Genomic DNA, 22,519 nt, shown 5'->3' on the forward strand with positions numbered 1-22,519 from the left:
TTAAAATAGTTTTTGAGTTCCTGGTTGTTTTATACTTGTTTTATTTGCTTAAGGATTTGTCTGTTCCGTAGAGACCATCCCAAACGATTTCACGGTAGCGTACCGGATCGGTGTCACCTTCTGTGGAAATTACAAGAACGTTGGAGTTCTCATCCAGCTTCAGGGCTTCCTTGAGATCTTTTGCGTCTTCATCATGAAGAGCGGTGTAGCACAGACCGAGCGGAACAGATCCGGATTCACCGGAAACAATACGAGGATCATTACCGAGCGGATTAGCGTAGATTCTGGTTGCTTTTGCACTCATCCAGTCCGGGCAGGATGCGAATACAGAAACATGATTTCTGAGGATGTCCCATCCGATAGTGTTCGCTTCGCCACATGCAAGACCTGCCATGATGGTTTCGAGGTCGCCGCCTACGTTAACAAGTTCACCGGATTCTTTCATAGCGGAGCGATACAGACAGTCAGCAGCACTTGCTTCGCAGACAACCATAACCGGTGGGTTTTCTTTGTATTTGTGAGCAAAATATCCTACAACAGCTCCGGCAAGGGAACCAACACCTGCCTGAACAAATACATGTGTCGGATGATCGATTCCGGCTTCTTTAAGCTGCTGATCAGCTTCCATAACCATAGTTCCGTATCCCTGCATGATCCATGATGGGATTTCTTCATATCCGTCCCAGGCAGTATCCTGAACGATAATACCATGCTCCGTCTTTGCAGCTTCAGCGGCAGCCATTCTTACGCAGTCATCATAGTTGACTTCTTCGATCGTAACTGTAGCGCCCTCTTTGGCGATGTTGTCAAAACGTGTTTTGGTTGTTCCTTTCGGCATACGTACAACAGCTTTCTGTCCAAGACGGTTGGCAGCCCATGCAACTCCGCGTCCGTGGTTTCCGTCAGTTGCTGTGAAGAAGGTGGCCTGTCCGAATTCTTTTCTTAATTCTTCGGAAGAGAGGACAGCATATGGAAGCTCGCTGATGTCTTTACCAACTTCTTTGGCGATGTAACGTCCCATTGCGTAGGAACCACCAAGAACCTTAAAAGCGTTCAGTCCGAAACGATAGGACTCATCCTTACAGTGGATGCTCTTAACACCCAGATAGGATGCCAGTTCAGCAAGATCCTGAAGAGGAGTTACTGTGTACTGCGGGAAACTTTTGTGAAATTCATTAGCTTTCTTCACGTTGTCCTCGGACATTAACTCAAGATGCTTGTCATCTGATTTGGCAACGTGATTGACAGTCCATTTTAAACCTTCTGTCATGAGAAAAACCCTCCTTAAAAAATTTATTTTGAACTCATAATTATTGCCTGCTTTTCATGCTTCTATCATATCATAAATTGGAGATTTTGCAATAGGAAATACAAAAATTTTTAGGTTTTTACAAAAAAAGTTAGTGATTCAGAAAAAAAGTGGTGCTCATTGAAATAAAAGCAGGTGTATGATAAAATAAACCTATATTTTACACACGAAATTTTAAAGCACAAAGGAGAATTGACATGGCTATTTTTCAGGCATTTTGTGCACTCAGACCAGTCCCTGACAAGGCGGCGCGGGTAGCGGCACTTCCATATGATGTAGTAACACGAGAAGAGGCGAAGGCGATTGGAGATCAGAACCCGGATTCCTTCCTTCATGTAGACCGTGCGGAGATGGATCTTCCGGAGAACACAGATCTTTATGATCCGAAGGTTTATTACAAAGCGAGAGAAAACCTTGCAGATATGGAAAGAAACGGAGTTATGGTCCAGGACGAGACACCGTGCTACTACATTTATGAACTGACGCGTAAGGGCAGGACACAGACAGGTCTGGTTGGCTGTTGCTCTATTGATGATTATCTGAATGATGTGGTTAAGAAGCATGAACTCACCAGAGAGGATAAGGAGCAGGATCGTATCCGCCATGTAGATGTGTGCGACGCCAATACCGGCCCGATCTACCTTGCCTGCAAATATCCGCAGGAGCTGCTTGATCTGATGGAGAACTGGAAGGCTTCCCACGATGCAGTCTATGATTTTGTAGCAGAGGATGAGATTGGTCATCGTGTCTGGGTGATTGATGGGGAAGCAGAGAAGAAGCTTATCAAAGAGCAGTTTGGAAATATTCCTTCTGTATATATAGCTGATGGACATCACAGAGCGGCCTCAGCAGTCAAGGTGGGACTTAAGAGGAGACAGGAACATCCGGATTATGACGGAAGTGAGGAATTTAACTACTTCCTCTCTGTAGTATTTCCGTATGACCAGCTGACGATTCTTTCTTATAACAGAGTGGTCCGTGATCTGAACGGAATGGATGAGCATGCATTTGTTGCGAGTCTGAAATTTAATTTTGAATTGATGATCATGCCGGGATTTCCGTGCAAGCCGGTTGAGAAACACTGTATGGGAATGTATGTCGGAGGAAACTGGTATCATCTTAAAGCCTGGGAGGATGTTTATGCGAAGAAGGATGTGGTAGGTCAGCTGGATGTTTCCGTCCTTCAGGAAAAAGTTCTCTCCCCGATTCTTGGAATCAGGGATCCGCGTACAGATGAGAGGATCCGCTTCGTGGGGGGAAGTCATAAGCTCAGAGAACTGGCAGAGATCGCAGATAAGACAGATGGAGTGGCTTTTGCCATGTATCCGACATCAATGGAAGATCTGATGCAGATCGCGGACGAGGGTAAGTTGATGCCGCCGAAGTCCACCTGGTTCGAGCCAAAGCTTCGAAGCGGCCTTTTTATTCATAAGCTTTCCTGAGACAGCCTGAAACAGAAGTCGGATAAGTAATACCAATTTATATCAACAAAATAAAACAGAAAAGAGGAGGACTTTTTTATGGGACTGATCAAAGCAGCTTTAGGTTCCGCAGGCGGTGTTCTGGCGGACCAGTGGAAAGAGTATTTTTACTGTGAATCCATGCCGGCGGATGTGCTGGTGACCAAGGCGCACAAGAAGGTATCCGGAAGGTCATCGAATAAGCATGGTTCTGAGAATATCATCTCAAATGGTTCAGTGATCGCAGTCAATGACGGACAGTGTATGCTGATCGTGGAGCAGGGCAAGGTTGTAGATGTGTGTGCAGAACCCGGAGAATATACATATGATACTTCCTCAGAGCCATCCATCTTCTGCGGAGGACTGGGAGCCGGTGTCAAGGCAGCTTTCCAGCAGGTTGGCAAGCGTTTTACCTTTGGCGGAGAACCACCGAAGGATCAGAGAGTTTATTTTATCAATACCAAGGAGCTTGTCGGAAACAAATACGGTACACCAAATCCGGTTCCGTTCCGCGTGGTGGATATGAATATCGGTCTGGATATGGATATTACGATCAGATGCTTCGGAGAATACAGTTATCAGATTGCCAATCCGGTTCTTTTCTATACAAATGTATGTGGTAATGTGGAGCAGGATTATACCAGAGAAGAGATTGACGGACAGCTCAAGAGCGAACTTATGACAGCTCTGCAGCCTGCTTTTGCAAAAATTTCAGAGATGGGAATCCGATACAGTGCACTTCCGGGACATACACAGGAACTTTCTGACGTATTAAATAAAGTACTCTCTGATAAATGGGATAATCTCAGAGGAATCCGCATCGTCTCTCTTGGTGTATCCAGCGTGAAAGCTTCCGAGGAAGACGAAGCTATGATCAAGGAACTGCAGAGAAATGCTGTCTTCCGAAATCCTACAATGGCGGCAGCACAGATGGTCGGTGCCCAGGCGAGTGCGATGCAGTCTGCTGCCTCAAACGAAAAGACAGGGCCTGCGATGGCTTTTGCGGCAATGAATATGGCAGCGAATGTCGGAGGTGCGAATGCACAAAACCTTTTTACCATGGGACAGCAGCAGGCTGCCCAGGCACAGCCAATGCAGCCGTCAGCACCAGCACCAGTGCCGCAGGCAGAGTGGACCTGTAGCTGCGGAACGGTGAATACAGGCAAATTCTGTTCTGAATGTGGAAGTCCGCGTCCGGCAGGACCATGGACCTGTAGCTGCGGAACAGTGAATACAGGTAAATTCTGTTCCGAATGCGGCAAACCGAGACCATAAGAGAAAGGGGCACAGGTTTATGTCCGATACTTTAAATTATAAATGTCCAAACTGTTCGGCGGGCCTTGCCTTTGACAGTAAATCACAGAAGATGAAATGTGAATACTGCGGGAAGACGTATTCACTGGATGAACTGGATAAGATCGAGGAACAGGCCGAAGACGTAAAGGAAGTGAAGGGAGATCACTGGGAGGGATTTGAGCCGGAGCAGTGGCAGTCGGACGAGAAGGCAAATATGGCTGTCTGGAGCTGCCCCTCCTGCGGTGCTGAGATTCTGGCAGAAAAGACAACAGGAGCTACGGTGTGTCCTTATTGCGATAATCCGATGATCATGCCGGAGCAGTTCAAAGACAGTTACCGCCCGGATTATATCATTCCGTTCCAAAAATCTAAGAAAGAAGCTGTTGAAGCACTTAAGAAGCATTACGAGGGAAAGCCTCTGCTCCCAAAGATATTTAAGGAGCAGAACCATCTGGAAGAGATAAAGGCAGTGTATGTTCCATTCTGGCTGTTTGATCTGGATACGGCGGGCCGTTTCCGCTACGAAGCGACCAGGACCCGTATCTGGGATGATGAGGATTATACATATACAGAAACCAAATTCTATCATGTTGTCCGTTCCGGGAAGATGAAATTTGAAAAAATTCCCGTAGATGGTTCCAGGACTATTGATGATACGACAATGGAAGCGATCGAGCCGTATGATTACAAGGATCTGACAGAGTTCGATTTTTCCTATCTTTCCGGTTATCTGGCGGACAAATATGACCAGGAACCGGATGATCTCACGGAACGTGTCTATGAACGAATGGAGAAGAGTGTCAAAGACAGCTTCGAAAAGACAGTTTATGGATATGCGACAGTGGTACCCAAACAGGAGAAGATCACCGTAACCGGAAAAGGTAAGGTTAAGTATGCACTGTTCCCGGTCTGGTTCCTGAATACAAAGTGGAATGGCAAAAATTATTCCTTTGCAATGAATGGACAGACAGGGCATCTGATCGGTGACCTTCCTGTTGCCGGGAAGCTGGCAGTTAAATACTGGTTCAGGCATCACATTCCACTGACCGTTCTGGCGGTGGCAGCAGTTACACTTCTGCGATTACTGGGGGTGATGTAGATGAGAAGAATGGGATGGATGCTGACAGTAATTCTTTTGTGTCTGGGGCTTATGATGCCGTTTTCTGTGTCTGCATCCCCGGAGACGGATACGGCAGACACAGAAGAGATTTCCTGGGTATTTGATGATTACGGGCTTCTGGATGAGACAGAGCAGACACAGCTGAACCAGGAACTGGCAGATATTTATGACGAATACGGATATGATGCAGTACTGCTGATCTCACCTGATATCGGTGAGGAGGAAGATTACAGACAGTATGCGGCAGAGTTTATGCAGGAAAACGACATTGGCTATGGTGATACGCATGAGGGAATGTGTATTTTTCATCAGCCGGATACCAGAAATATCACGATTGTATTTCGAGGAGACACACAGAAGGATTTCTCAACGAGTGTGCAGGATGAAATGCTAGATAACTGCAAAGTGTATCTCAAGGCAGATGATCCGGTGGGCGGCTATCAGTCGCTGATCCGTAATCTGAGAAGTGGTCTTGACAGAATCAGTGAAGGCAGGAAGGTACGTCCGCTGGATATGCAGGAGAGCTCTTTTGCAGGGATTTTTCTGTCAGATCTGTTCCTGTGCTTCCTGATTATGGCAATCCCGACAGGGCTTATGACCTGGAGGCAGTTTCGCAAAATGAAAACAAGAGTGCAGCAGACAGATGCAGATGCCTACACCGCGGATGGCGGATTGGAACTTCATGAACAGAAAGATCTGTTTTTGTACAGTACTGTCAGTCAGAGTGCCAAACCAAAGAAGGATGATAATAATGATGGAAGTTCCGGAAGTTTCTCCAGTGGAGGAGAGAGCTTTTCTGGATCGAGCAGTGATTACTGATTGGAAATAATAAACGAAGATGTTCAAAAAGCAGTCCGTGAAGGGCTGCTTTTTGAGTATGCAAAACATTTTGGAAAGATATGGGCTGCAGGAAATATTTCAAAAAATGTTATACATATCTAAAATGCAATAAAATGCACAACAAACAGAGAAAAAACTTGTCAAAAATCCGACAATGTACAAATAAAAATACAATAACTGGGGAAAATGCACAAAAAACATGAAAAAATATACGTATTTGTTGAAGAAATGAGAGATTGTATTTTGATGCGTGTATGATATAATTCAACTGCTTAAAAAATTAAACGAGGGGGCGACAGTTTTGAAAAAAGTAGTAACATTTTTTGGAATGCTGCTGACGATGCTGCTTGCCTGTCCGACAGGTGTATGGGCTGCCGGAGAGGATACTACAGCACAGGTGCCGGTCTGGCTCTGCATTCCGTTTGCAGGACTTCTGCTCTGCATTGCAATCATGCCGCTGATCAAAGCAGAATGGTGGGAGGCACATCAGCCGCATGTGGTACTTATGTGGATCGTACTGATGATCATTCCTTTTGCGGTTGTTTATGGAGCAGGTGATGCTGCTGAAACAGTTCTGGACTGTATCATAAATGACTATCTTACTTTTATTGTACTTCTTTTTGGACTTTTCTGTGTATCAGGAAATATTACCATGGAGGGCGACTTTGCCGGTTCTCCGCGAGTTAACGTATGCCTTCTGGCATTTGGTACGCTGTTATCCAGCTGTATTGGAACAACGGGTGCCAGTATGCTGATGGTACGTCCGGTGATCAAGATGAATTCCTGGAGAAAAAGAAAAAGCCATATCATGGTGTTCTTTATCTTTATGGTGTCCAATATGGGCGGCTGCCTGACACCGATCGGAGACCCGCCGCTTCTGATGGGATTTATGCGAGGAGTACCATTCTTCTGGAGTCTGCATCTTTTCCCGGTACTGCTCTTTAATATGGTGATCCTGTTGTTTGTTTTCTATCATGTAGATAAGCTTGCATATCGTAAAGATATCGCACAGGGTCGTAAACCGGACATCTCCAAACCGGGTACCGAATTCCATATCGATGGACTTCATAACATTGTCTTTCTGATCATGATCGTGGCAGCAGTTATCTTAAGTGGTGTTCTTCCGGGACTTCCTGCATTCCAGAACGCAGAAGGTGCAGTAAAGGGTATTCGTATCCTGGGAGAAGTGACACTGACTTTCCCGGCTCTGATTGAAGTTATTATGATCCTTCTTGCTGCATTTTTGTCCTTTAAGACAACAGACAAGAGTATCCGCAGAAGAAACCACTTTACCTGGGGAGCTATAAAGGAGGTTGCAGTATTATTTATTGGTATTTTTATCACCATGCAGCCGGCACTTATGCTTCTGAAAGCACTTGGACCGAAGATCGGGCTTTATAAACCGCTGGAAATGTTCTGGGCTACCGGTGCACTGTCCAGTTTTCTGGATAATACCCCGACCTATCTGGTATTCCTTACCACAGCAGGAACCCTTGGTTTTATGAACGGAGTTACCACAAGCCTTGGTACAATTCCGGTAAAACTGCTCTCAGCAATTTCATGTGGTGCTGTATTTATGGGTGCAAATACCTACATTGGAAATGCACCGAACTTTATGGTTAAAGCTATTTCTGACGAGAACGGTGTGAATATGCCGTCTTTCTTCGGATACATTCTGTGGTCACTGGTATTTCTTGTTCCGGTATTTATCCTGGATATGCTTGTGTTCTTTATGTAAGGGGGGAGAAGAATGTCAGAAAAAATAAACAAAGAAATTTATACAAAGCTTGCGACCCGGATCTATGATCTGGATGGAGAAGTTTATCGTGTCCTTGGTTCTTCTCTTGGACGTACTTTTACAGGAAACCGCGATACCACGATCCGTACCTTAAGTATGCTGATGTATACGAAGCCGGATGGACATCTGCTTCGAAGTGAACTTGCTCTTATCAGTAACATGGCTCGTACTATCAAGGATGACAGTGAGAGAAGCCGCCTGATGACACAGTATGATGAAATTCTCAAAGAAATCGAACAGCTCCCGAATATGTTTGGCTCTACAGATATTATGGATGCCGAGCGTGTGGCTTTGAATCTTGCTGCAAGAAGAGAAAAACTTTCAGAGGATGACCACCTTGTGATCTGTATCAGCCGTACACAGGGAAGTGCAGGAAACGATATCGGATTTGAACTTGCAGATAATCTTCGTATCAATTACTATGATGTAGAAATCTTTGATCAGGTAATGAAGCGTCTGGAAGCCGAAAAGGGAGAGGTGCAGGATAAAGAAAACTTTACAGAGTTCAATAAATATGGAAAGAAGACACATGAAGGCCTGAAGGCAAAGTTAAAAGAACTGAATCGTTATCATGGCCTGAACAAGCAGGATGCAGTATTCTTCAATATGAGTGACCTGATCTGTGACCTTGCCAGAACAGAAGACTGTCTGATCATGGGTCGATGTGCCGATGCAATCCTTAAGAATAACCATATTCCACACATCAGCATTTTCATCAGCGCACCATTCCAGGTACGTGTTCAGCACGTCATGGATGTCCGGAATATGAATATGAAGCAGGCTGTGAAGTTCCTTAAGAAGATGGATAAGCAGCACAGGAAATATTATGAATTTTATAGCGGTGAGAAGTGGGGGAAACCCGAAAATTACGATCTCTGCATCAACAGTGCCAACTATGGCATCAAGGAAACAATAGATGTGATCAAACGACTTCTTAATCAGCAGACACAATAAAAACAGGAGGTTGAGAACTTTTGCTCTCAACCTCCTGTTTTTATTTGTTCACGTCAATGTAGCTGTACAGGGTGTATTTGGAAATACCGAAATAGTTGGCAACCTTATCACCGGATTTTGTGATAAGGAAGGCCCCGGAATCATTCAGAAACTGGATGGCAGTGACTTTGTCTTCTTTGTTCATCAGGGCAACCGGTTTGCCTACAAGGGCAACTGACTCCTCGATCAGATGATCAAGAAGGTCATTCACACTGTGAGTGATCTCTTTTGGCTTTTCTTCTTTGTTGACCGGTGTGATCAGAGAATGGAGAGCACTTTCGATCATCGTAAGTTTGGTGATGTCATAGTTGATACCGAAGACATAATGAAGACTTCCGTCATCATCACGGATATAGGAAGTGCTGCATTTCAGGATTTTGCCGTCGGCAGTTTTCATCAGATAGCCGGAATGATCCTTTAATTCTTCTTCTTTCACTTTCTTTTTGTTGTTATGACGGATTACATCAAAAACAGCATTGGAAGGTCCGTCTCCGATTCCACGACCTGTCACATGTCCGTTTTCTATATGGACAATGGAATGTTCTGGATCGTTTGTTTTGAGATCATGGATCACGATCTCGCATTCCGGACCAAACTGAGAGGCCAGATCCCGCGCAATCTGTTTAAGTACAGTAAGTCGTCCCATTGTTTTACCTCCTTTTGTTAAATGGTACAACTGCTTATTAAATACTATATCACAAAACCGTTTTTATATAAAGTTTTTTTTACTGAGCAAAATTTAGGGTGCCTAAATATTATTGGTTGCTGTTTACAGATAATGGTTGCTGTCAGAGATAATTGGTGATATATTTGTTGTATTATAGTAATATTTGATATTCAACAGTTAAAATGCAGGGGTGCATAAACTTATGAAGGAAAGGGTGGTAAAGAATGAAATATTTACTGAAAAACGGAACAGTGGTATCCGGAGAGAAGTCGGAGATGCTGGATGTTCTGGTAGACGGAGAAAAAATCACAGAAGTAGGAAGGAATCTTACAGCGGACGGAGCTCAGGTGATCGATGTAACCGGTAAGCTTCTGTTTCCAGGTTTTATTGACGGACACACACATTTAGATCTGGAGGTGGCAGGAACTGTCACGGCAGATGATTTTGAGACGGGAACAAGAGCAGCACTTCTGGGAGGAACTACACTGATCATTGATTATGCATCACAGGATAAGGGTGGACATACACTGAAGGAAGGACTTGATAAATGGCATAAGAAAGCAGATGGCAAATGTTCCTGCGATTATTCTTTTCATATGTCTATCGTAGAGTGGAATGATAAGACAGAAGCAGAAGTTCAGGATATGATCGACCAGGGAATTACAAGCTTTAAGCTTTATATGACTTATCCTGCAATGATTGTAAACGACTGCGATATGTATAAAATCCTGAAGAAATTAGGCGAATGTGGATGCTTTGCCGGAGTTCACTGTGAAAATGCCGGAGTGATCGATGCTCTGACTGCCGAAGCCAAAAAAGAAGGACGATTCGGACCGGAAAATCATCCGCTTGTAAGACCGGATACCATGGAGGCAGAAGCGGTTCACCGCCTTCTTGTGATCGCGAAGGAAGCCAACGCACCGGTTATGATTGTTCATCTTACCAACAAAAAAGCTTATGAGGAAGTGATCCATGCAAGAAAGAATGGACAGGAGGTTTACGCAGAAACCTGTCCGCAATATCTTCTTCTGGATGACAGTGTTTACTCCAAACCGGATTTTGAAGGTGCTGTCTATGTATGTGCACCGCCGATCCGCAAGAAAAAAGATCAGGACTGCCTGTGGAAGGCACTGGCAGACGAGGAGATCCAGACGGTGGCAACAGACCAGTGCAGCTTTACGCTGGCTCAGAAAGCCCTCGGAAAAGATGACTTCACCAGGATTCCGGGAGGACTTCCGGGAGTTCAGACAAGAGGAACTCTTCTCTATACTTATGGAGTTAAGACCGGAAAGATCACGCAGGAACAGATGTGTAAAGTCCTCTGTGAAAATCCGGCAAAGCTTTATGGCGTATATCCGAATAAAGGTGCGATCACACCGGGAAGCGACGCAGATATCGTAGTGCTTGACCCGGCAAAAGAAAGCGTGATCTCCGCAGCGACTCATGCATACAATACAGACAATAACCCGTTTGAGGGATTCAAGCTGGGATGCAGCATTGACAAAGTCTTTCTTCGTGGAAACCTTGCAGTTGAGGATGGAAAGCTTGTCAAAGAAAAACTTGGCAGATACATTGCCAGAGGCAGAAAACAGTTCTGATGAACTGTGGGCGGAGAAAATCTTATGAAACATTTAATCGATAAGCTGCGCAGGGAGCAGGATCTATCAGCAGAAGAATTCAGAATGCTTCTGACAGAACGTTCAAAAGAAACAGATCTGTATGCACGGGAACAGGCAGATCAGGTGCGGCAGCAGGTATACGGAAATGAAATCTATGTACGTGGTCTGATCGAGTTTACAAACTACTGTAAAAATGACTGCTATTACTGTGGAATCCGCCGCAGCAACCGAAATGCCCAGCGTTACCGTCTGACAGAAGAGGATATCCTTGTCTGCTGCAGGGAAGGATATGAACTGGGATTTCGGACCTTTGTACTCCAGGGAGGAGAAGACGGATATTACACCGATGAAAAACTGGTCAGTCTGATCCGCGGTATCAAAGAAATTTATCCGGATTGTGCACTGACGCTTTCAATAGGAGAAAAATCCGAAGAAAGTTATCGTGCTTACAGAGAGGCCGGGGCTGACCGTTATCTTCTTCGGCATGAAACTGCATGTGAGGAACATTACAGAAAGCTTCATCCGGCAGAAATGTCCGGTGAGAACCGCAGGAACTGTCTTCGTATCCTTAAGAAACTGGGGTATCAGACAGGTGCGGGCTTTATGGTAGGTTCTCCCTTCCAGACGGTGGATGATCTCGTGGAGGATTTTTTGTTTCTTAAGGAGCTGGATCCGGAGATGGTTGGGATTGGCCCGTTTATTGCACACCAGGATACACCATTTCATGACAGAGAGAGCGGAACTCTTGAGGATACTCTTTTTTATCTGGCACTTCTACGTCTGATGCTGCCAAATGTACTTCTTCCGGCAACAACGGCACTGGGTACGATTCATCCGAAAGGCCGCGAACTGGGAGTGAGATCAGGCGCAAATGTTGTCATGCCAAATCTCTCGCCGGTTTCTGTGAGAAAGAAATATATGTTGTACGATGGAAAGATCTGCACAGGTGATGAGGCGGCAGAATGCAGATATTGTCTGAGCAGACGAATGGAGGCAATTGGCTGTCAGATCGTGACGGACAGGGGAGATTACAGAACTGTTCACAGGTAAGTTTCTGTGAACGGAGCGAACAGTAACGAGATTACAAAAAAGTCTTGCAATAGATATGGTATATGGGGTATAGTGGTTGTATGCTATAAAGGAGGAATTATTTCAGATGAAAAAATCCAGATTACTGATTGTGCTGGCTGGTCTGGCTGTATTTGCATCCGGATGTGGCTACAGCACCGGAGGGGAAGACTCTACGGTGACTGTGATTGAAGCAACTCCAACTCCGACCGCGACTCCTACACCGGAAGCAACTCCGACTCCGGAAGCAACTCCGACTCCGGCTCAGGAGGTTGTGCAGACAGCAAGCGGTGTGAATATCATAAAGCAAAATGCGACTTACTATGTTGTAGAGGGCGTAAACGTCCGCTCTGACTGCAGTACAGAAGCACAGATGATCACAGGAACGACTGCTGGACAGGAACTGACAAGTACGGGTGTCAGTGAGGATGGACAGTGGGTTGAAGTAACGGTCAATGGTCAGACAGGTTATGTCAGTGCACAGTATGTTTCTACGACTGCTCCGGCCGGAGCTGCCGCACAGACAGCTGCCCAGTAAACAGCAAAATATGCAGACAAAACGCTGAACTTCCAGGGAGAAGATTTCCCAAAAGGAAGCTCAGCGTTTTTTGTTTTTGTGGAACAGACAGATCATTCAGGATAAATAAGACGCTCCGGTCTGATGTCATAGAGAACCTCGTGGAGATATTTGTCAGCGAGGTATTTTGCCATGCCGAGATTCATATCCAGGTAGTTTCCGCAGTCTTTGGCAGAAGCACCCGGAATCTCACCCTCGAAATCACGGATAAATTCAAACATCTCTGTCATGAGAGGAACAATGTCAGCGGATTCATAATCACCCGCGAGAAGAAGATAGTTTCCGGTACGGCAGCCCATTGGCCCCCAGTAGATAACTTTGCCGCCAAATTCTGCATGGTTGCGGAGAAAAGTGGCTGCGAGATGTTCCATGGCATGAAGCTCTGCAGTGTTCATAACAGGCTCTTCGTTTGGTGAGGTCATGCGGATGTCAAAGGTAGTAATGACCTGGTCACCGAGATAGTCCTTGCGGGAAACATAGATGCCCGGCTGGAGCTTGATGTGGTCTATGGTAAAGCTGGCTATTTTTTTCATGTATTTCAGATCCTTTCCTGTATTTTGATATAGCATCTTTCCTTATTGTAACAGAGCTTTGAAAGGGATACAAGTGCTTGTTATCTGGTATTGCTGTCGGCATTGACTTTGCATCGTTGTAATGTTAAACTGTTGCACAGGAAAGAGTTAGAACAGACATCGAAGCGCTGTTGTATATAAAATAAACAGCAGCATGAGAGGAGGAATTGACAATGAAATCCAGATTTTTGGCAGCAGTTTTTGCAGTGGTTCTCACAGCTGGTACACTTACGGGCTGTGGAAGCGCGAAGACATCCGAGCCGACAAAAACAGAAACTGCAAAAGAGGAGACTTCTTCAGATAAGGAAGTGACACAGGAACCTGTAAGTGAGGAGGAGGCAGCAGCCGACGGTTTTACAGATGGAAGCGACGGAGAGAGTGCAAAACTGGATACCAGTGAGGAACTGACAGGGATCCATCATGCGGGGATTGATATTAAGGATTATGGAAGCATCGAGATAGAACTCGACGCAGATACGGCACCGATCACTGTGACCAATTTTGTAAAGCTGGCTCAGGACGGTTTTTATGACGGCCTGACTTTCTGGCGTATCATAGATGGTTTTATGATGCAGGGCGGTGACCCGAAAGGCAATGGAACGGGCGGTGCGGATGAGACGATCAAGGGCGAGTTTTCCAGCAACGGTGTGAAGAACGATATCTCCCACACAAGAGGAACTATTTCCATGGCAAGATCCAGTGATCCGGACAGTGCAAGTTCTCAGTTCTTTATTGTTCAGTCAGACAGTACCTTCCTGGATGGGGACTATGCAGCCTTTGGTCATGTGACAGAAGGTATGGATGTGGTAGACAAGATCTGCAAGGATGCAGCTCCGACGGATGACAATGGAACGATCGAGTCAGAGAAACAGCCTGTGATCGAGAGTATCACGATCAAGGACTGACGGGAGATCTCACAGGAATCAGATTAAACGGCGACAGAAAATACAGATATAGATCCGGGATTACAGGAGTCTTTATCCGTATGGTCTGCCGCCGTTTTTGCTGATATCAAAGGGAACCAGGGTTACAGTTTGATGATAAGGACAGGAATGGGTGGATGGTTGGGACGGTTGTAATAATCGCTTCGGATGACCAGGTATTTATGCGGATCAAGTGTTGCAAGCCACGTAAGAACTGCATCCCGTTCCTCGAAGCCGGAATCTCCTCCACTGTAGATGCAGAGAGAGATCAGACCGCCTTTTTTGAGAAGAGAGAGTCCCTGCGTCAGAGCCGCAATGCTGCTGTCGCTTTTGGTTGCCATGGTGTGGTCTCCGCCGGGAAGATAACCGAGATTAAAGGTAATACAGCTCACAGAATTTTCTTTTGCATAGGAAGACATCTGTGTGTGCGATTCAAGCAGCAGAGTATAGTTGTCCGGGGCATCTGCCTTTGAGAGGCGTTCCTTTGTGCTTTTTACTGCCTGTTCCTGAATATCAAAGGCGATGACTCTGCCATCTTTGCCGCAGAGTGTGCTGAGAAGAAGCGTATCATTACCGTTTCCCATGGTAGCGTCGATACAGAGATCTCCGGGAGAGACCTGTTCTTTTATAAAACGTGCACACCATTGTGTAATCTGAAAATTTTTCATAAGTAACTCCTTTCGTCTTTGGCAGGCAGACACTTTTGAATGTATATGACAGGGTGCTGCCCTGTTTTTATTATAATATAAAAATGAGTACAAAAAAAGAAACACAGCAAAAATTCATTGCAATTGTCAGTGAGGCTGTTATAATGGAACAGATATGAAAACTGTGAACAGAGAAGGAAGGATCATTTATGTTAAAGGGTAAAACTGTTCTTCTGGGAGTCACCGGAAGCATTGCGGCATACAAAATTGCATATCTTGCAAGTGCACTGAAGAAGCTTCATGCGGAAGTACATGTGCTGATGACGAAGAATGCAACGAACTTCATTACACCGATTACATTTGAATCGCTTATCGGAACGAAATGTCTGGTAGATACCTTTGACAGAAACTTCCAGTTTCAGGTAGAGCATATTTCGATCGCAAAGAAGGCAGATGTGGCGATGATCGCACCGGCCAGTGCCAATGTGATCGGCAAGCTTGCACATGGGATCGCAGATGATATGCTGACAACAACTCTTATGGCATGCAAATGTAAGAAATTTATTTCCCCCGCCATGAATACAAATATGTTTGAAAATCCGATCCTGCAGGATAATCTCAAAACGCTTGAGCATTATGGATACGAAGTGATCCAGCCGGCAAGTGGTTATCTTGCCTGTGGGGATACCGGGGCCGGCAAGATGCCGGAGCCGGAAACGCTGCTTTCCTATATTTTGAGAGAAATCGCAAAGGAGAAGGATCTTGAGGGAAAGAAGGTTCTGGTTACAGCCGGACCTACCCAGGAAGCCATTGATCCAGTGCGTTATATCACAAATCATTCTTCGGGTAAGATGGGATATGCACTTGCAAAGGCGGCTATGCTCCGTGGCGCCGAGGTTACGCTGGTCAGTGGACCATGCAGCATCACACCACCACCTTTTGTAAAGGTAGTTCCGGTGGTAACGGCAAAGGATATGTTCGATGCCGTGACGTCTGTAAGTGCGGAGCAGGATATTATCATCAAGGCAGCAGCAGTGGCAGACTATCGTCCCCTTAAAGTCTTTGATGAGAAAGTCAAGAAGAAGGATGAAGAGATGAGTATTGCCCTGGAGAAGACAGACGATATTCTGAACTATCTTGGCGAGCATCGTACGAAAGAACAGTTCCTCTGCGGATTTTCTATGGAAACACAGAATATGATTGGTAATTCCAGAGCCAAACTTGGAAAGAAGCATCTGGATATGGTTGCAGCGAACAACCTTAAGGTTGAAGGTGCAGGCTTCCAGGGTGACACCAATGTACTGACTCTGATTACACAGGATGAAGACGTATCACTCCAGCTTATGAGCAAGGAGGATGCAGCCAATGTCATCCTGGATAAAATCCTTTCTGTTATGAAAGAAAGGAATCAGTAACCCGTTCACCAGGAGGCGGGTAAATAAATCACATACCCGCAGTTCCGTACCGTATTGTATCCCTTAAGGAGGGAACGATAACAAGGAGGAAAATTATGAAAAGCAACAAATTCACCACATCACAGCTGACAATTCTTGGTCTGATGTCAGGAATCCTTTTTCTGATGGCGTACACACCACTTGGATACCTCAACATAGGACCTCTGGCAGTTACCTTTAATGTCATTCCGGTCGCAATCTGTGCGGTTGTTCTTGGACCGACAGGAGGAGCCGTGGCTGGAGCTGTCTTTGGACTGACCAGTTTTCTGCAGGCAATGGGAATCGGTGGAACCAGTGCACTGGGAGCAGCTTTATTCCAGATTAATCCGTTTTTAAGTGCAGTTCAGTGTTTTGTACCACGTATTCTTGACGGACTTCTGATCGGATATATTTTCAGAGGAATGAGAAGAAAAACAAATGTATATGTGTCCTGTGCTGTAACCGGATTCTTTTCCGCATTTCTGAATACTTTATTCTTTATGAGTGCACTGATCGTAATGTTCGGAAACACAGAAGTAGTTCAGAATCTGATGGGTGGAAGAAATGTAATTATCGGATGCTGCCTGATGGTAGGTGTCAATGCGATCTGTGAGATGGTTTCTTCAACGATCCTCACAGCGGCAGTGGGAACTGCACTTTCCAAAGCTCATCTGATTCCGGCATCTCAGATTGCAAAACCTGATGCTGTCGCATAAAAAGCATAAGAACAGGAATGAGAAATATGATTTTAGCCATTGATATCGGAAACACCAACATTGTAGTTGGCTGTATTGAAGAAAAGAAGATTTATTTTATAGAGAGAATCTCCACAAACCATACCAAGACAGAACTGGAATATGCCATCGATCTCAAGACGATACTTGATATCCATCATATCAAACGTCCGGATATTGAGGGAGCTATTATTTCTTCTGTAGTTCCACAGATTACGAATGCTGTGAAGCTTGCAGTCGAAAAAATCCTCAAGAAGCAGCCGATGATCCTGGGACCCGGAGTCAAGACAGGACTGAATATTGTTCTTGATAATCCTGGAGAGATGGGAGCAGACCGCGTTGCGGACGCAGTTGCAGCACTGGCACAGTATCCGGTACCGCTTGTTATCGTGGATATGGGAACAGCAACAACTATTTCCGTTCTGGATGACAGGAAACGTTATATTGGCGGTATGATTATGCCGGGAGTCAGAATTTCTCTGGACGCACTGACCGCCAGGGCTTCTCAGCTCAGTGGAATCAGTATTGAAGAGCCAAAGAGACTCATTGGACGGAACACCGTCGACTGTATGAAGAGTGGGATCCTTTATGGAAATGCAGCAGCGGTGGACGGTATTGTGGACAGGATCGAAGAGGAGCTTGGACAGAAGGTTACCGTGATCGCTACGGGTGGAATGTCCAGAAAGATCATTCCGCACTGTAAACGGGAGATGATCCTCGACTGCGATCTGCTTCTCAAAGGACTTCAGGTCATCTACGATAAAAACAAATAAGAATTATTAAATAAAAGTCATTTCTTTCAACTGTATAAAAACAGCGGAGCGAAATGACTTTTTCTTTTCAGAATCCCCGTGTCATATCGTGTGGGACGGGGGCAGTGAAGCAAAGGTCTTTGCCGGTCAGAGGATGGCGGAAATTTAATTGGTAAGAATGAAGGGGCTGACGTTTAAAATGATCATATACCGGACAATACAGATAATCCGCAGGGAGCGGGTGTCCAATGTATCCCATATGCACCCGAATCTGGTGAGTACGCCCTGTTTCCAGATGGATTTCCAGGAGGGAGTGATCATTTCGGACGGCGAGCCGCTCATAATGTGTGACCGCAGTTTCGCCATACTCCGGATCGACCTGACGCTGGATTACGGAATCCGAGACACGGCCGATGGGAGCTGAGATGGTTCCGGACGGTGGAGTAACACCGCGGACCACAGCCAGGTAAGTGCGCCGGATTTCTCTGTTACGCATCTGTGCAGAGAGAATCGCGGCACTGAGGGCATTCTTGGCAAGAACCAGGGCTCCGGAGGTGTCACGGTCCAGACGGTTGATGCAGCGGAAGGGACAGAATTCTCCTCTTTCCTGGAAATAAAAAGCAGCGGCATTGGCGAGCGTGTTGGTATAATTTCCAATAGAAGGATGGACCGGCATATCGGCGGGCTTATTCAGGACAAGAATGTCCTCATCCTCATAAAGAATGTTAAGGGGCAGGGATGCAGGAACGATTCCTTCCGTGGTGGCTGTTTCCATGACGCGAACTCGGAAAAGATCTCCTTCTTTTAGAATGCTTCGTCCCCCGGCACGCACTCCATTTACGAGAAGTGCCTCTTTATCAGGCTTCATGGAAGTCAGAATATGCCGGGAAAATCCCTTTGAGCGCAGAAATTCAAGCACCTGCACACCGGCTTCCTGTGATGTGATCGTGTATGTTAAGATTTTATCCATAAAAATTCTCCGTTTTGATGATTGGTCTGGCATCAGTATAGGACAACGACATGAAAAATTCTACAGATTTTGTAAAAATAAATGGAAAATGGAATCACAATCCGATATATAATAAGGTAAATAGTGGTTACAGGGCATTTATGACTCGCCGTTATAATAAAAAGGAAAATTATTACATAAGCTAAGAATACATAAGGCCGGGGGAATGAGACAAATGAGCGAAGAAAAAAAGATCAGCAGGAAGACACTAAAGATTATTTTAGGCGTGTGTATCGGGGCCATGGCTGCACTGACAGTGGGATTTTTTGCCTATATCCATATCGCAGATACGAACACGCTGGGGCGTAAGATTTCGATTTATGGCCTGGATGTGTCCCGGCTGAGCACAGCAGATGCAAAACAGAAGATCCTGACAGCTTTTCAGAATAAGAAAATAGTATTTCAGGAGAATGGTCAGGAGGTTTACAGCCTGACACTGAAAGACATGGGCTACAGCCTGGATGAGAGTGATCTTGAGGTACAGCTTACAGAACTTCAGAAGAAGAGAGAAGCAAACCGTAAGATCTTTGCAAAGCAGGAAAATGTCAATATTTCCTACAAGGTCAACAGAAATACAGAGCAGGAAAAAACAGCCCTTGCTGCAGAGCATTTTGGAGACAGAGAACGTACCGCTTCCACAGATGCATCGATTCAGTACGATGACCAGAAAAGAGAATTTACACTTACCAGTGAAAGTCAGGGTGATGAGATTGATGAAAGCCGACTTCTAAGTTTCGTCGATCAGACACTGGATGCGGATTTTACTTCCGGACTTCTTGATGAGGAAGCACGGATCACAATGGGAACAGAATGCTATAAGCTTCCGCAGACTTCTGCTGATGAGGAAATGCAGAATAAACTGGCCGCTTTGAATGAACAGCTTAAGAAGTACAGAAGCACAACCATTACCTATACCTTTGGGAATACTACAGAGGTTCTGGATTCCCAGACCATCGATTCCTGGATCACGATCGACGGAGAGAATATCGGAATTGATCAGGAAGCTGCGAAGGCATATATTCAGAATCTTGCGAATACCTACAATACAATCTATGTGCCGAGAACCTTCCATACATCATACGGAAACGATGTGACAATCTCCGGGAATGAATATGGTTTCCAGATCGACCAGGATGGAGAATTTGCACAGCTCCTTGAGGACTTAAAGAGCGGAACGGCAGTTTCCAGAGATCCGGTATACAGCATTCAGGGAATGCAGCGTAACGGAACGGACGATCTGGCAGGAAGCTATATCGAAGTCAGTCTGGATAATCAGCATCTGTGGCTTTATAAGGACGGTGCACTTGTGACAGAAACTGACATTGTAAGCGGTGCTCCGACCAAGGGCAGAGAGACGTATCGTGGTGCATGGCCGATCGCATACAAGGCAAGTCCGTTTGAATTATCAAGCGAAGAGTATGGATATAACGTCAAGGTAAACTATTGGATGCCATTCGTATATGGTCAGGGGCTTCATGACGCATCCTGGCAGTCTTCCTTTGGGGGAAACCGTTATAAATCCGGTGCCGGAAGCCACGGCTGCATCAATCTCCCTGAAGATCAGGCAGCGTTGATCTATAATACGATCGATGGCGGTTATCCGATCATTATCTATTAAATGTCACAGAGACGTACTGCGGTAATGATTTTGAATCATTGCTGCGGTGCGTCTTCTTTTTTGGAAAAAATATGGGAAAAAGTGCATTTCGTTGACATTTTTTATACAAAATAATATAATTAATGGGCAGATGCAAGGAGGAATTTTATGGTACATAAAACCGGACTGGAAGACTATTATGTAGTCAGAAATCAGAAGAAATTACGCTTTGGTTATACAACTGGTTCCTGTGCGGCAGGAGCAGCCAGAGGAGCAGCGGAGCTCCTTTTGGGAGAAGATGAGATCGGAGAAGCAGAACTTATGACCCCGAAGGGGATTCTTCTTCATCTGGAACTTCTGGACATGAAGCGGGATGAGAACGCGGCAAGCTGTGCAGTCCGTAAGGATGCGGGAGACGATCCGGATACCACGAATGGAATCCTGGTTTATGCAAAGGTTGAGAAATTTCAGATACGGTCGGATATGGAGGATCGTATTGTAATAGATGGAGGTACAGGAGTCGGACGGGTGACCAAACCCGGGCTTTCCCAGAAAATCGGGGAGGCTGCAATCAATCCAGTGCCGAGGGCTATGATCTTACAGGCAGTAGAGGAAATCGCGGACAGGTATCACTATGAGGGCGGACTCAAGGTGACGATCTCTGTTCCGGAAGGGGAAAAAATAGCCAGAAAGACCTTCAATCCCCGTCTGGGAATTGTTGGCGGTATCTCGATCCTTGGTACATCCGGGATCGTAGAGCCTATGAGCGAGAAGGCTCTGATCGACAGTATCCGGGTGGAAATGTCGCAGCATGCGGCAATGGGAGAGCAGTATATGCTGGTGACTCCCGGAAATTATGGAGCCGATTACCTGAGAGAGCATATGGCACTTCCCTTCGAAAAAAACATCAAATGCAGCAACTATGTGGGTGAGACAATTGATATGGCCGTTGATATGGGGGTGAAGGGAATCCTCTTTATTTCCCATATCGGTAAATTTGTCAAGGTTGCGGCGGGTATCATGAATACCCATTCACACAGTGCAGATGCACGTATGGAGGTACTTTGTGCCAATGCCATCCGTGCAGGCGGGGATCTTGCATGCGCCAGATCCATTCTTCAGTGTAACACCACAGACGAGGCATTGCGTGTCCTCGATGAGAATCATATTCTCAGGGAAACGATGAAAGAGATCACAGACAGGATCCAGTTTTATCTGGATCATCGTTCCTATCAGCAGATCCTGCTTGGTGCGGTGATCTTTTCTAATGAATACGGATATCTTGGACAGACAGAGCATGCAGCAGAACTTATCAACAAAATCAGTAAAGGAGATAGAGAGTAATGGTACATTTCGTAGGAGCAGGTCCGGGAGCACCGGATCTTATCACAGTCAGAGGAAAACAGTATCTTGAGGAGGCTGACGTTATCATCTATGCAGGATCTCTTGTAAATCCGCAGCTTCTCGAATACAGCAAGGATGTATGCACGATCCATAACAGTGCCAAAATGACACTGGAAGAAGTGATCAGTGTGATCGAGAATGCAGAGGCAGAAGGAAAGACAACAGTACGTCTTCACACAGGAGACCCATGCATCTACGGTGCGATCCGTGAGCAGATGGATATCCTCGATGAAAAAGGAATTGCTTATGATTATTGTCCTGGAGTCAGTGCATTCTGCGGAGCAGCCAGTGCGCTGAATCTGGAATATACACTTCCGGAGATTTCACAGAGCGTGATCATCACCAGAATGGAAGGACGTACTCCTGTTCCGAGCAAGGAGAGCATTCAGTCCTTTGCAGCACATCAGGCAACCATGGTTGTATTCTTAAGTACAGGAATGCTTGAGGAACTGAGCAGAAGACTGATCGAGGGCGGATATACAAAGGATACTCCGGCGGCGATCGTTTACAAGGCAACCTGGCCGGATGAGAAGAAATTTGTCTGCACAGTCGGCACACTTGCACAGACAGCAGCAGAGAATAATATCACCAAAACAGCACTTATGATCATCGGAGACTCTGTCAAGGCGGCTCAGTATGACCGCTCCAAGCTCTATGATCCGGGATTTACAACGGAATTCCGTGAAGCGACAAAATAAATT

Annotated in this window: 22 protein-coding genes; 17 read left to right on the plus strand and 5 right to left on the minus strand. The window is 45.6% G+C overall.

The annotated features are described in order from the left end of the window. Positions 1-40: 40 nt before the first annotated feature. Positions 41-1,270 carry a diaminopropionate ammonia-lyase gene (gene dpaL, locus GT674_RS03330; RefSeq protein ID WP_161284412.1) on the minus strand — a complete coding sequence of 410 codons (1,230 nt, stop codon included), beginning with the start codon at positions 1,268-1,270 and terminating at the stop codon, positions 41-43. Positions 1,271-1,506: 236 nt separating this feature from the next. On the opposite strand from dpaL, the gene GT674_RS03335 reads away from it, so the two are divergent. The 7 genes from GT674_RS03335 to GT674_RS03360 all read left to right on the plus strand — a co-directional run bounded on the left by GT674_RS03335 (position 1,507) and on the right by GT674_RS03360 (position 8,777). After that, on the plus strand, positions 1,507-2,751 hold the full coding sequence (locus GT674_RS03335; RefSeq protein ID WP_161284413.1) for a DUF1015 domain-containing protein: 1,245 nt from the start codon (positions 1,507-1,509) through the stop codon (positions 2,749-2,751). A gap of 78 nt (positions 2,752-2,829) precedes the next feature. Next, positions 2,830-4,044 carry an SPFH domain-containing protein gene (locus GT674_RS03340; protein WP_161284414.1) on the plus strand — a complete coding sequence of 405 codons (1,215 nt, stop codon included), beginning with the start codon at positions 2,830-2,832 and terminating at the stop codon, positions 4,042-4,044. Positions 4,045-4,063: 19 nt separating this feature from the next. After that, positions 4,064-5,164 (plus strand): hypothetical protein, encoded by a 1,101-nt coding sequence (locus tag GT674_RS03345; RefSeq protein WP_227239683.1) that lies wholly within the window; start codon positions 4,064-4,066, stop codon positions 5,162-5,164. Further along, complete coding sequence (locus GT674_RS03350) at positions 5,165-6,004, plus strand: TPM domain-containing protein (protein WP_161284415.1); 840 nt, start codon at positions 5,165-5,167, stop codon at positions 6,002-6,004. After that, entirely contained in the window at positions 6,005-6,127 is a 123-nt protein-coding gene (locus tag GT674_RS17610) for a hypothetical protein (protein ID WP_264475360.1), read from the plus strand. It begins immediately after the preceding gene. 238 nt (positions 6,128-6,365) lie between these two features. Further along, on the plus strand, positions 6,366-7,763 hold the full coding sequence (locus tag GT674_RS03355) for a sodium:proton antiporter (RefSeq protein ID WP_373090500.1): 1,398 nt from the start codon (positions 6,366-6,368) through the stop codon (positions 7,761-7,763). A 12-nt stretch (positions 7,764-7,775) separates the two neighbouring features. Then, the gene (locus tag GT674_RS03360; RefSeq protein WP_161284417.1) at positions 7,776-8,777 is read left to right on the plus strand and encodes a cytidylate kinase-like family protein; all 1,002 of its coding nucleotides are present in this window, start codon (positions 7,776-7,778) and stop codon (positions 8,775-8,777) included. Between the two features lie 40 nt (positions 8,778-8,817). On the opposite strand, the gene GT674_RS03365 is transcribed toward GT674_RS03360, so the two are convergent. Beyond that, positions 8,818-9,462 carry a helix-turn-helix transcriptional regulator gene (locus GT674_RS03365; RefSeq protein WP_161284418.1) on the minus strand — a complete coding sequence of 215 codons (645 nt, stop codon included), beginning with the start codon at positions 9,460-9,462 and terminating at the stop codon, positions 8,818-8,820. Positions 9,463-9,707: 245 nt separating this feature from the next. On the opposite strand from GT674_RS03365, the gene hydA reads away from it, so the two are divergent. The 3 genes from hydA to GT674_RS03380 all read left to right on the plus strand — a co-directional run bounded on the left by hydA (position 9,708) and on the right by GT674_RS03380 (position 12,708). After that, positions 9,708-11,081 (plus strand): dihydropyrimidinase, encoded by a 1,374-nt coding sequence (gene hydA, locus GT674_RS03370; RefSeq protein WP_161284419.1) that lies wholly within the window; start codon positions 9,708-9,710, stop codon positions 11,079-11,081. Between the two features lie 24 nt (positions 11,082-11,105). Further along, positions 11,106-12,152: a [FeFe] hydrogenase H-cluster radical SAM maturase HydE gene (hydE, locus tag GT674_RS03375; RefSeq protein WP_161284420.1), complete on the plus strand. Its 1,047-nt coding sequence runs from the start codon at positions 11,106-11,108 to the stop codon at positions 12,150-12,152. Positions 12,153-12,258: 106 nt separating this feature from the next. Further along, positions 12,259-12,708, plus strand: coding sequence for an SH3 domain-containing protein (locus GT674_RS03380; protein ID WP_161284421.1), 450 nt, complete (start codon positions 12,259-12,261; stop codon positions 12,706-12,708). Positions 12,709-12,800: 92 nt separating this feature from the next. Here GT674_RS03380 and GT674_RS03385 read toward each other — a convergent pair whose 3' ends face one another. Continuing rightward, a complete protein-coding gene (locus GT674_RS03385) occupies positions 12,801-13,280 on the minus strand; it encodes an S-ribosylhomocysteine lyase (protein WP_161284422.1) in 480 nt (159 codons plus the stop codon). 212 nt (positions 13,281-13,492) lie between these two features. Here GT674_RS03385 and GT674_RS03390 point away from each other — a divergent pair, with 212 nt between their 5' ends. Then, on the plus strand, positions 13,493-14,224 hold the full coding sequence (locus GT674_RS03390) for a peptidylprolyl isomerase (RefSeq protein WP_161284423.1): 732 nt from the start codon (positions 13,493-13,495) through the stop codon (positions 14,222-14,224). A gap of 122 nt (positions 14,225-14,346) precedes the next feature. On the opposite strand, the gene GT674_RS03395 is transcribed toward GT674_RS03390, so the two are convergent. After that, the gene (locus tag GT674_RS03395; RefSeq protein ID WP_161284424.1) at positions 14,347-14,910 is read right to left on the minus strand and encodes a tRNA (mnm(5)s(2)U34)-methyltransferase; all 564 of its coding nucleotides are present in this window, start codon (positions 14,908-14,910) and stop codon (positions 14,347-14,349) included. 188 nt (positions 14,911-15,098) lie between these two features. Here GT674_RS03395 and coaBC point away from each other — a divergent pair, with 188 nt between their 5' ends. The 3 genes from coaBC to GT674_RS03410 all read left to right on the plus strand — a co-directional run bounded on the left by coaBC (position 15,099) and on the right by GT674_RS03410 (position 17,829). After that, entirely contained in the window at positions 15,099-16,304 is a 1,206-nt protein-coding gene (coaBC, locus tag GT674_RS03400) for a bifunctional phosphopantothenoylcysteine decarboxylase/phosphopantothenate--cysteine ligase CoaBC (protein ID WP_161284425.1), read from the plus strand. Between the two features lie 95 nt (positions 16,305-16,399). Further along, positions 16,400-17,038 (plus strand): ECF transporter S component, encoded by a 639-nt coding sequence (locus GT674_RS03405; RefSeq protein WP_161284426.1) that lies wholly within the window; start codon positions 16,400-16,402, stop codon positions 17,036-17,038. 26 nt (positions 17,039-17,064) lie between these two features. Continuing rightward, positions 17,065-17,829, plus strand: a complete 765-nt coding sequence (locus GT674_RS03410; RefSeq protein ID WP_161284427.1) for a type III pantothenate kinase — start codon at positions 17,065-17,067, stop codon at positions 17,827-17,829. A gap of 67 nt (positions 17,830-17,896) precedes the next feature. Here the strand turns inward: GT674_RS03410 and GT674_RS03415 are convergent, their stop codons facing one another. Continuing rightward, the gene (locus GT674_RS03415; RefSeq protein WP_161284428.1) at positions 17,897-18,778 is read right to left on the minus strand and encodes an RluA family pseudouridine synthase; all 882 of its coding nucleotides are present in this window, start codon (positions 18,776-18,778) and stop codon (positions 17,897-17,899) included. Positions 18,779-18,992: 214 nt separating this feature from the next. Between GT674_RS03415 and GT674_RS03420 the strand changes: the two genes are divergently transcribed. The 3 genes from GT674_RS03420 (at position 18,993) to cobM (ending at position 22,516) form a co-directional block, all read left to right on the plus strand. Next, positions 18,993-20,435: a L,D-transpeptidase family protein gene (locus GT674_RS03420; RefSeq protein ID WP_161284429.1), complete on the plus strand. Its 1,443-nt coding sequence runs from the start codon at positions 18,993-18,995 to the stop codon at positions 20,433-20,435. A 147-nt stretch (positions 20,436-20,582) separates the two neighbouring features. Further along, positions 20,583-21,758: a cobalt-precorrin-5B (C(1))-methyltransferase CbiD gene (gene cbiD / locus GT674_RS03425; protein ID WP_161284430.1), complete on the plus strand. Its 1,176-nt coding sequence runs from the start codon at positions 20,583-20,585 to the stop codon at positions 21,756-21,758. Beyond that, entirely contained in the window at positions 21,758-22,516 is a 759-nt protein-coding gene (gene cobM, locus GT674_RS03430) for a precorrin-4 C(11)-methyltransferase (RefSeq protein WP_161284431.1), read from the plus strand. The genes cbiD and cobM overlap by 1 nt, the downstream gene beginning before the upstream one ends. Positions 22,517-22,519 lie beyond the last annotated feature (3 nt).

The sequence above is a fragment of the Blautia sp. BIOML-A1 genome (assembly GCF_009883055.1).
Classification (GTDB): domain Bacteria; phylum Bacillota; class Clostridia; order Lachnospirales; family Lachnospiraceae; genus Blautia_A.